7 protein-coding genes are annotated in these 9,443 nt (G+C 75.6%); 4 read left to right on the top strand and 3 right to left on the bottom strand.

Features of this window, described 5'->3' with window-relative positions; all coding sequences use genetic code 11:
• The first annotated feature begins 208 nt into the window (after positions 1 to 208).
• A complete protein-coding gene (gene icmB / locus GBN72_RS12110) occupies positions 209 to 625 on the top strand; it encodes a coenzyme B12-dependent isobutyryl CoA mutase small subunit (RefSeq protein WP_151771699.1) in 417 nt (138 codons plus the stop codon).
• 705 nt (positions 626 to 1,330) lie between these two features.
• Here icmB and GBN72_RS12105 read toward each other — a convergent pair.
• The 3 genes from GBN72_RS12105 to GBN72_RS12095 are packed head-to-tail and all read right to left on the bottom strand — an operon-like array spanning position 1,331 to position 4,466.
• Positions 1,331 to 2,935, bottom strand: coding sequence for a DUF5691 domain-containing protein (locus GBN72_RS12105; protein ID WP_151771698.1), 1,605 nt, complete (start codon positions 2,933 to 2,935; stop codon positions 1,331 to 1,333).
• On the bottom strand, positions 2,935 to 3,123 hold the full coding sequence (locus GBN72_RS12100; RefSeq protein WP_151771697.1) for a hypothetical protein: 189 nt from the start codon (positions 3,121 to 3,123) through the stop codon (positions 2,935 to 2,937). The genes GBN72_RS12105 and GBN72_RS12100 overlap by 1 nt, the downstream gene beginning before the upstream one ends.
• Entirely contained in the window at positions 3,120 to 4,466 is a 1,347-nt protein-coding gene (locus GBN72_RS12095; protein WP_151771696.1) for an SWIM zinc finger family protein, read from the bottom strand. The genes GBN72_RS12100 and GBN72_RS12095 overlap by 4 nt, the downstream gene beginning before the upstream one ends.
• A gap of 145 nt (positions 4,467 to 4,611) precedes the next feature.
• Between GBN72_RS12095 and GBN72_RS12090 the strand changes: the two genes are divergently transcribed.
• The 3 genes from GBN72_RS12090 to GBN72_RS12080 are packed head-to-tail and all read left to right on the top strand — an operon-like array spanning position 4,612 to position 9,442.
• Positions 4,612 to 5,766, top strand: a complete 1,155-nt coding sequence (locus GBN72_RS12090; protein ID WP_151771695.1) for an ATP-binding protein — start codon at positions 4,612 to 4,614, stop codon at positions 5,764 to 5,766.
• On the top strand, positions 5,763 to 8,207 hold the full coding sequence (locus GBN72_RS12085; protein WP_246212434.1) for a DUF5682 family protein: 2,445 nt from the start codon (positions 5,763 to 5,765) through the stop codon (positions 8,205 to 8,207). The genes GBN72_RS12090 and GBN72_RS12085 overlap by 4 nt, the downstream gene beginning before the upstream one ends.
• The gene (locus GBN72_RS12080; RefSeq protein WP_439959752.1) at positions 8,204 to 9,442 is read left to right on the top strand and encodes a VWA domain-containing protein; all 1,239 of its coding nucleotides are present in this window, start codon (positions 8,204 to 8,206) and stop codon (positions 9,440 to 9,442) included. The genes GBN72_RS12085 and GBN72_RS12080 overlap by 4 nt, the downstream gene beginning before the upstream one ends.
• The last annotated feature ends 1 nt before the right edge of the window (position 9,443 follow it).

Raw genomic sequence — 9,443 nt, 5'->3', positions numbered from 1 at the left:
TCCGAGCGCTCGCCAGTGGCGCGTACGCGCGGCGTGTCGAGGCCTCCGCCGGGGCCGGTGGGGCCGTCTCGGCGAGGGAAGCGGGTGCCGCTGTGTGATTTCGCCCTCCCTCTCCACCGGAAATCCCGCGGCTGAGGGATGCTGTGGATAACGTGCGTTCACTTCCCCGGCCGGTGCGGCGGGCTTGAGTCGGTTGATGGAGGCGTTGATGGGTGTGGCAGTCGGTCCGATCCGTGTGGTGGTGGCCAAGCCGGGCCTGGACGGTCACGATCGCGGGGCCAAGGTCATCGCGCGGGCCCTGCGCGACGCGGGCATGGAGGTCATCTACACGGGCCTTCACCAGACGCCCGAGCAGATCGTGGACACCGCGATCCAGGAGGACGCCGACGCGATCGGCCTCTCCATCCTCTCCGGCGCGCACAACACGCTGTTCGCCAAGGTGATCGACCTGCTCAAGGAGCGGGACGCGGCGGACATCCTGGTGTTCGGCGGCGGCATCATCCCCGAGGCGGACATCGCGCCACTGAAGGAGAAGGGCGTGGCGGAGATCTTCACGCCGGGCGCGCCCACGCAGGCGGTCGTGGACTGGGTCCGCGCCAACGTCCGCGAGGCCGCCGACGCCTGACAGGGCGTCACGAACCGTACGTCGCCGGGAACGTCACGGCGGTGCGCCCTGCGGTACACCGCGGGTGGGCGTCTCGGCGGGGCGCCACGGCGGTAGACCGCAGGACGAGGACGAGACGAGGACGGGACGAGGACAGGACGAGGGCGTGGGCGAGGCGGCGGGGCCACCGGCCGTCCGGCCGGATGCCTGGTCCGGAGCCGGGTGTCCGGCGGTGGCCTGAGCGGTACGTCCGGCGCGGCGGCTGCCGCCGGTGGGCCGGGCGGATACCCCTCACTGCTGCCTTCGCGACCCCACCCCGCCTGTGCGCGGTGGGCGTTCCCCGTTCGCGGGGGAGCTGCCGGCTGAGACGCCACCCTCTGGTGGCGCCGTGGGGCGCCCGCCCTGCCGCGGGAGGCGGCGGCCCCCGCCGGGGTCCCGCGGACCCTCATCGACACGGACCTCCAGTGACGCCGGCCTCCAGCGACGCGCCCCCGGTGACCTGCCTTCCGGTGACGCGCCTTGCGGTGACGCGGACTCCCGTCGACGCGGACCACGTCGATGCGTGGCGGACGCTGTCGCACCGCGGGGGCCCGCCGTTCGTGGCGGTCACCTCACCGGTGCGGTCCGTGCGCGGCGACGTCCGCACTGCCACGGGACCGCGCGGGACCACGCCGCAGGGTCCGGCGGGGGTGCCGCGCCGGACCCTGCGACTGAGGGCGGTGCCCGTTACGCGGCTCCCAGTTCCCGCGCCATGGTGGCGCGGAGGCGGAGGGTGCTGTCGAGACGCTGGAAGGCCTCGGACCAGTAACCCCCCGCTCCCGGCGCCGTGTTCTCCGCCTCGGCCGGGGTGGCGGTGAGGGGAGCCAGGCGGCTCGCGTCGGCCGGATCCAGGCAGCGTTCCGCCAGACCCATCACACCGCTGAAGCTCCACGGGTAGCTGCCCGCGTCCCGCGCGATGTCCAGGGCGTCGACCACTGCCTGCCCCAGCGGCGCCGACCACGGCACCGCGCAGACCCCGAGCAGCTGGAACGCCTCGGACAGCCCGTGCGCGGCGATGAACTCCGCGACCCAGACGGCGCGTTCCTCCGCGTCCAGGGTGGTGAGCAGCTTGGCCCGCTGGGCCGGCCCCACCGCGCCCGGGCCCGCGGCCTCCGGAGCGGACGGCGTGCCGAGCAGGGCCCGCGCCCAGACGGCGTCCCCCTGCCGCACCGCGGCTCGGCACCAGGCGGCGTGCAGTTCGCCCTCCCAGCCGTCGGCGATCTCCAGCGCCACGATCTCCTCGGGCGTGCGCCCGCCCAGCCGCTCCGGCCAGGTGGCCAGCGGGGCCGCCTCGACCAGCTGGCCCAGCCACCAGGACCGCTCGCCCCGCCCGGACGGGGCCTTGGCGACCACCCCGTCCCGTTCCATCTCGGCGTCGCAGGCGTGCGGCGCCTCCACCACCACGCACGGGTCCGCCCCCGTGCGGTCGAGTGCCACACAGGTCGCCGCCCGCGCGGCCATCCGCAGGGAGAGGGCCGAGCCGGGCAGCGCGGACAGCAGCTCGGCCGCGGTGCCGCGCACGTTGCGGCTGCGGTCGGCGAGTGCCCGCTCCAGGAACGGCTCGTCCTCCGCGCACAGCTGGGCGCGCAACGAGTCGAGGAACATCAGCCGGTCCTCGGCGCGCTCCGTCGTCCAGGTGGATTCCAGCAGGGAACGGGCGGCGGCTGCATCCCGGACGCGCAGCGCGGACAGCAGGGCGACCCGTTCGGCGAACAAACCCTCCTCCCACAGCTGCCGCACGCGCTCCGGGCCGGCGCCGGCCGGCAGCCCGCCGCCTCCGCCGCTGCCGGAGGCCGCACGCAGGGCGAACCGCCACTCCGGGTTCAGCCCGGCGAGCCACAGCGCGCGCGGGCCCGCGAAGGAGAGGACCGCGGGACGCAGGTCGGTGCGGCCGCGGGCGGCCTCCAGCAGTGCCGGCAGCGCCTCGGGCGGTGCGGCGTAACCGCGCCCGTCGGCCAGGGCCAGCCACTGCGGCAGCAGTTCCACCAGGTCCGGGGCGGTGCCGCGGCGTCCGCCGCCCCCGCTGCCGGGGCGGGCGGTGAGCAGCATGGAGAGCCGGCGGGCCGCGGCCGGCGGCAGCGACGGCCGGGGGTCCGCGGGGGCGGGCCGGAGGAAGGGGGCGGCCTGCGCGGGCCGCAGCCCGGCGCGTCGGCGCAGCGTCTGCTGCGCGGCCTCGTCGAGCAGGGCCACCGGGGCGTCCCGCCCGCCGGCCGGCACGGCGGGAGGCCGCCGCTCGGTGCCCAGCAGGGCGGAGGTGACCAGGTCCTCCCAGTCGGAGGGGGTGACAGCCATCAGGAACGCGTCCCTTCGACGACGGTGGCGACGGCGGTGGCAGGGCCGGCAGAGGCGGTGCGGACAGTGGCGGTGCCGGCGGTGGTGGCAGGGATGCCGTCGGCGGTGGCGGGCGCGGGGAGCAGGGTGCGGGTGGCGGCGGTCCCGGGGAGCGTGGCCGCGGCCGGGCGGCGTGCGGGGTGGGTCATCGCAGCGTCACCGCCTCTCCCGGACCCGCGGGCCATACCGTGAGCGGGGTGAAGCCGCGGTGGCCGTACTCGCCGAAGACGCGCAGGGGCGCGCCGCCGGAGAGGGCGACCAGACGCCAGAAGCCCGGCCCGGAGCAGGCCGAGGCGGTCACGGGAAGCGCTTCGCCGGCCGCGTCCGCCAGCTGCCAGCGCCCGCCCTGCGGCACCGGGGTGACGGCCTCCAGCGTCACCGGGACGGAGTCCAGCCAGGGATCGCCGCGCAGGGCCTCGCCGTACCGGGCGGCGGCCTCGGCGACGGTCAGCCCCGGCGGGCGCGGCGAGGCGGGAGCCGGGGCGGCGAACTGCTTGCCGAGCGCCGCCCGGAGCTGCCCGGCCCCGGGGTAGGAGGACAACTCCGCGTCCAGGGCCAGCCCCGTCGGCAGCATCAGGTCGGGTGCGCGGCCCGCGGCTCCGTAGGAGAGGAGCAGCGCCGTCCGTCCGGTCTGCTCGCCGTGCACCCATATACGGCGGGTGGTGAGCCGGGCGTCCGCGGTGTCGTACTGGGCGAGCACCAGCCAGCGGTCCCTCACCGGCGGGCCGTCGGCGGAGCCGGGCAGACCGACCCGGGAGCGGACCGTGGCGGCGAGTTCCGCGGGCAGGCGGTCGCGGCGCAGCCAGCCCTGGACCAGGGTGTGGAGCAGCGCGCACTCCTCCAGCAGCCGCACCGGCCAGCCCGGGCCGGAACCGGGTATCGCCCCCAGCTCCCGCACCCGCGCCGCCAGTCCGGGCGCCTGCGCGTCGACCATGCGGGCCGCGGTCTCCTCCCAGAGCGCGTACCCGGCCTGTTCGGCGCCGGCCAGGCCGGAACGCAGCAGGTCGGCGAGCCGCCGTTCCAGCTCACCCGCCCCCGCGTCGATCCGCTGCGCGCGGCGCTCGGCCCGCTTCCGTGCTGCCTCCGCGTCGGCCGCTCCTTCGCCGGATGCCGCGGCCTCCTTGCGCTCGGCCCGCTGCCGCCGGCCGTCCAGCCACTGCCGCGCCCAGTCGGGCGGCTCCTGCCCGGCGGGGACGGCCGCCGGGTCGGCGGCCCACAGGAGCAGCAGCCCCAGCGCGTGCTTGCAGGGGAACTTACGGCTCGGACAACTGCACTTGTAGGCGGGAGCCGACGACTCCGCCATGTCCACGATCGTCTGGTACGGCTTGCTGCCGCTTCCCTTGCACAGGCCCCACACCGTCCCCTCGTCATCGCAGCCCGTGCCGGACCACGGCCCGGCCGCGGCGAGTTTGCTTCCGGCTTTGCGAGACGCCGCGTCAGGCGCCAGCGCCAGCACTTGTTCCGCGCTCCAGCGCACCCCCTGCTGAGTCATGACACCGACCGTAGGACCTGCCACTGACAACGCTGCCCCGGATGGCCCAGCACCCGTCGTTCTCGCAGGTCGTGAGTGATTGTCAGTGGCGTGGTGCAAGGTGGTCAGCAGATCCGAACCGGCCGAGCTGGAGGGGGCCTCAGCCATGTCTGTGTCCATCGAACCGACGTCCGTCACCGCGGTGTCCGACGACTCCGCGCCCGCGAAGGGCGCAAAGAACGAGCAGGCGCTGCGGCCGCACGCGGAGGACGCCTTCGCCCAGGAGCTCCAGGCGCTGGCGGCCGCCGACGACCGGCCCCGCCCGGCCCGCTGGAAGATGTCCCCGTGGGCGGTCGCGACCTACCTGCTCGGCGGCACGCTCGACGACGGCACGGTGATCTCGCCGAAGTACGTCGGCCCGCGCCGCATCGTCGAGGTGGCCGTCACCACGCTCGCCACCGACCGCGCCCTGCTGCTGCTCGGTGTGCCCGGCACCGCCAAGACCTGGGTCTCCGAACACCTGGCGGCCGCCGTCAGTGGCGACTCCACACTGCTCGTCCAGGGCACCGCCGGCACCCCGGAGGAGGCCATCCGCTACGGCTGGAACTACGCCCAGTTGCTGGCCCACGGCCCCAGCCGCGACGCGCTGGTGCCCAGCCCGGTGATGCGGGCCATGGGCGAGGGAACGATCGCCCGCGTCGAGGAGCTCACCCGCATCCCGGCGGACGTCCAGGACACCCTGATCACCATCCTCTCCGAGAAGACGCTGCCGATACCGGAGCTCGGCGAGGAGGTTCAGGCGGTCCGCGGATTCAACCTGATCGCCACCGCGAACGACCGCGACCGGGGGGTCAACGACCTGTCCAGCGCGCTGCGCCGCCGCTTCAACACCGTGGTGCTGCCGCTGCCGGAGAGCCCGGAGGCGGAGGTGGAGATCGTCTCCCGCCGCGTCGACCAGCTCGGCCGCTCCCTGGAGCTGCCGCAGGCGCCGGACGGCATCGACGAGATCCGCCGGGTCGTCACGGTGTTCCGCGAGCTCCGCGACGGCCTGACCACCGACGGGCGCACCAAGCTGAAGACGCCCAGCGGCACGCTCTCCACCGCCGAGGCGATCTCGGTGGTCACCAACGGCCTGGCGCTGGCGGCCCACTTCGGCGACGGCGTGCTCCGGCCGGCGGACGTGGCGGCGGGCATCCTCGGCGCGGTGGTCCGCGACCCGGCGGCCGACCGGGTGATCTGGCAGGAGTACCTGGAGACCGTGGTCCGTGAGCGGGACGGCTGGAAGGACTTCTACCGCGCCTGCCGGGAGGTGTCGGCGTGAGCGGTTCCCACGCGCTGCCGCTGCTGCTGGGGGTGCGGCACCACGGGCCGGGCTCGGCCCGCGCGGTACGGGCCGCCCTGGACGCGGTCCGTCCCCGGGCGGTGCTGATCGAGGGGCCGCCGGAGGCCGACGCGCTCGTTCCGCTGGTCGGCGACGAGGAGATGCGGCCGCCGGTCGCCCTGCTCGCCCACGCCGTGGACGAGCCCGGCCGTTCCGCGTTCTGGCCGCTGGCCGAGTTCTCCCCGGAGTGGGTGGCCCTGCGGTGGGCCGTGGAGAACGGCGTCCCGGCGCGGTTCGTCGACCTGCCGGCCACCCATGTCCTCGCCCTGCAGGGCGAGGAGGGGACGGAGGAGGGAGCAGTGGAGGGCGCCGACCCGGCGGACGGCGGGGAGGCCGGCAGCCGGCCCGGTGACGGTCCCGACGGTCCCGACGGCGTGGGCGGCACGGGGGAGGAGGGGGAGACGGAGGGCCGGGCCGCCGACATGCGGGTCGATCCGCTGGCCGTGCTGGCGGACGCCGCCGGGTACGACGACCCGGAGCGCTGGTGGGAGGACGTGGTCGAGCACCGCGGCGCGGGGGAGGACCCGCTGGCGCCGTTCGCCGCCGTGGAGGAGGCGATGGGCGCCCTCCGCGAGGCGTACGGAACCGGCGGTCACGACCGCGACCCGGTCCGCGAGGCGTACATGCGCCTCCAGGTACGCGCGGCCCGCAAGGAGTTCGGTGACGGGATCGCCGTGGTCTGCGGCGCCTGGCACGTCCCCGCCCTGCGGCGGAAGAGCACCGTCGCCGCCGACCGCGCCCTGCTCAAGGGCCTGCCCAAGGTGAAGACGGAGATGACCTGGGTGCCCTGGACGCACCGCAGGCTCTCCCGGTTCAGCGGCTACGGCGCCGGCATCGACTCGCCCGGCTGGTACGGGCACCTGTTCTCCGCACCGGACCGGCCGGTGGAACGGTGGATGACCAAGGTCGCGGGCCTGCTGCGCGAGGAGGACCTGCACGTCTCCTCCGCCCACGTCATCGAGGCGGTGCGGCTCGCCGAGACGCTCGCGGTGATGCGCGGACGCCCGCTGCCCGGGCTCGGTGAGACGGTCGACGCGGTCCGCGCGGTGATGTGCGAGGGCTCCGACGTCCCGCTGGAGCTGGTCCGCGACCGGCTGATCGTCGGCGACCTGCTCGGTGAGGTTCCCTCCACCGCACCCTCCGTGCCCCTGCGGCGCGACCTCGAACGGCAGCAGCGCGCGCTGCGCCTCAAGCCCGAGGCGCTGGAGCGGGAGCTGGAACTGGACCTGCGCAAGGAGAACGACGCCGCCCGCAGCCGCCTGCTGCACCGGTTGCGCCTCCTGTCCGTCGGCTGGGGCGAACCCACCGCCTCGCGCGGCGGCACCGGTACCTTCCGGGAGACCTGGCGGCTGCGCTGGGAGCCGGAGCTCGCCGTCCGGGTGGCCGAGGCCGGGGTGTGGGGCACCACCGTGCTCGCCGCCGCCGCCGCCACCGCCAGGGCCGAGTCCGACGCCTGCGACGCCACCGCCCTCGCCGACGTGACGGCGCTCGCCGAACGGTGCCTGCTCGCCGACCTCCCGGACGCCCTGCCCACCGTGATGCGGGCCCTCGCCGACCGGGCCGCGCTCGACACCGACGTCGCCCACCTGGCGGCGGCGCTGCCCGCCCTGGTCCGCACGCTGCGCTACGGCGACGTGCGCGGCACCGACACCGGGGCGCTCGCCGAGGTCGCCGCCGGGCTCGCCGAACGGATATTCGTCGGCCTGCCGCCGGCCTGCACCGCCCTCGACACCGAGGCGGCCACCGAGATGCGCCGCCACGTGGACGCGGTGCACGCCGCGGTGGGGCTGCTCGGCGGCGTTCCCGCCGTCGACCCGGACGGGATGCGTTCCCGCTGGCACGGCGTACTGGGCAAGCTCGCCGCCCGGGACACCGCCGCCGGCGTGCTGCGCGGGCGTTCGGTTCGGCTGCTGCTCGACGACGGCGCGCTCGACACCGAGGAGGCCGCCCGGCGGATGGGCCTGGTCCTGTCGCCGGGCACCGAGCCGGCCGACGCGGCGTCCTGGATCGAGGGCTTCGTCGGCGGCGGCTCCGGCGGACTGCTCCTGGTCCACGACGAGCGGCTGCTCGGCCTGGTCGACACCTGGCTGACCGGCGTGCCGGCGGAGTCCTTCACCGACGTGCTGCCGCTGCTGCGCCGCACCTTCTCGGCCTACGAGCCCGGAGTGCGCCGCAGCCTGGGTGAACTGGTCCGCCGAGGACCGGCGGCCGGCGGCGGGACGGCGGCCGCCCCCGCGCCCGGCTTCGCCGAGGACCTCGACGCGGCCCGCGCCGACGCCGTGCTGCCCGTGGTCCGGCTGCTGCTGGGCCTGGACCCGGATCTCGATCAAGATCAACGGCCCGACGGCCCGCCCGACGACTCAGTGGAGGCAGCGGCATGACCACATCCCCCACCCCGCCCGTCACCACCCCGCCCGCCGGTCCGTCCTCCACCGTGACCGGCGGGGAGGCGGACGCGGCGGCCGAGCGGCTGCGGCGCTGGCGGCTGGTGCTCGGCGGCGACCAGGCCGACGGGACCGGCCACGCGCTCAGCGGCCGGGACGCCGCGATGGACGCCGCCCTCGCCGCGCTCTACGGCAACGGCGGGAGCGGTTCCCGGACCTCCGGCCGCCCGCGTGGCGGTGACCGTTCGGCGGGTCTCGGCGGGTCGGCGCCCTCGGTCGCCCGGTGGCTGGGCGACATCCGCACGTACTTCCCGTCCTCCGTCGTCCAGGTGATGCAGAAGGACGCCATCGACCGTCTCGGCCTGGCCTCGCTGCTGCTGGAGCCGGAGATGCTGGAGGCGGTGCAGCCGGACGTCCACCTGGTGGGCACCCTGCTCTCGCTCAACCGGGCGATGCCGGAGACCACCAAGGAGACGGCCCGCGCGGTGGTGCGCAAGGTCGTCGAGGACCTGGAGAAGCGCCTCGCCACCCGCACCCGGGCCACCCTCACCGGCGCGCTGGACCGCAGCGCCAAGGTGAACCGGCCGCGCCACCACGACATCGACTGGAACCGCACCATCGCGGCCAACCTGAAGAACTACCTGCCCGAGTACAACACCGTCGTGCCGGAGCGGCTGATCGGCTACGGACGGGCCTCGCAGGCGGTGAAGAAGGAGGTCGTGCTCTGCATCGACCAGTCCGGGTCGATGGCCGCCTCGGTGGTCTACGCCTCCGTCTTCGGCGCGGTGCTGGCCTCCATGCGGTCCATCGCCACGCGGCTGGTGGTCTTCGACACCGCGGTCGTCGACCTGACCGACCAGCTCGACGACCCGGTGGACGTCCTCTTCGGCACACAGTTGGGCGGCGGTACGGACATCAACCGCGCGCTCGCCTACTGCCAGTCGCAGATCACCCGGCCGGCCGAGACGGTGGTCGTGCTGATCAGCGACCTCTACGAGGGCGGCATACGGGACGAGATGCTCAAGCGGGTGGCCGCGATGAAGGCGGCGGGCGTGCAGTTCGTGACGCTGCTGGCCCTGTCCGACGAGGGCGCGCCGGCCTACGACCGTGACCACGCGGCGGCGCTGGCCGCGTTGGGCGCGCCGGCGTTCGCGTGCACGCCGGACCTGTTCCCGGAGGTCATGGCGGCGGCGCTGGAGAAGCGGCCGCTGCCGATACCGGACGCGGCGTGAG

Source organism: Streptomyces abyssomicinicus, from assembly GCF_008974245.1.
GTDB lineage: Bacteria > Actinomycetota > Actinomycetes > Streptomycetales > Streptomycetaceae > Streptomyces > Streptomyces abyssomicinicus.
Note: the sequence above shows the minus strand (reverse complement) of the source record. Positions and strands in the feature narration are given on the sequence as shown.

Bases quoted from the DNA above. Each gene is read 5' to 3' on its own strand.
- GBN72_RS12105 (WP_151771698.1), bottom strand. From the start codon at position 2,935: ATGGCTGTCACCCCCTCCGACTGGGAGGACCTGGTCACCTCCGCCCTG.
- GBN72_RS12090 (WP_151771695.1), top strand. From the start codon at position 4,612: ATGTCTGTGTCCATCGAACCGACGTCCGTCACCGCGGTGTCCGACGAC.
- GBN72_RS12080 (WP_439959752.1), top strand. From the start codon at position 8,204: ATGACCACATCCCCCACCCCGCCCGTCACCACCCCGCCCGCCGGTCCG.
- icmB (WP_151771699.1), top strand. From the start codon at position 209: ATGGGTGTGGCAGTCGGTCCGATCCGTGTGGTGGTGGCCAAGCCGGGC.
- GBN72_RS12095 (WP_151771696.1), bottom strand. From the start codon at position 4,466: ATGACTCAGCAGGGGGTGCGCTGGAGCGCGGAACAAGTGCTGGCGCTG.
- GBN72_RS12100 (WP_151771697.1), bottom strand. From the start codon at position 3,123: ATGACCCACCCCGCACGCCGCCCGGCCGCGGCCACGCTCCCCGGGACC.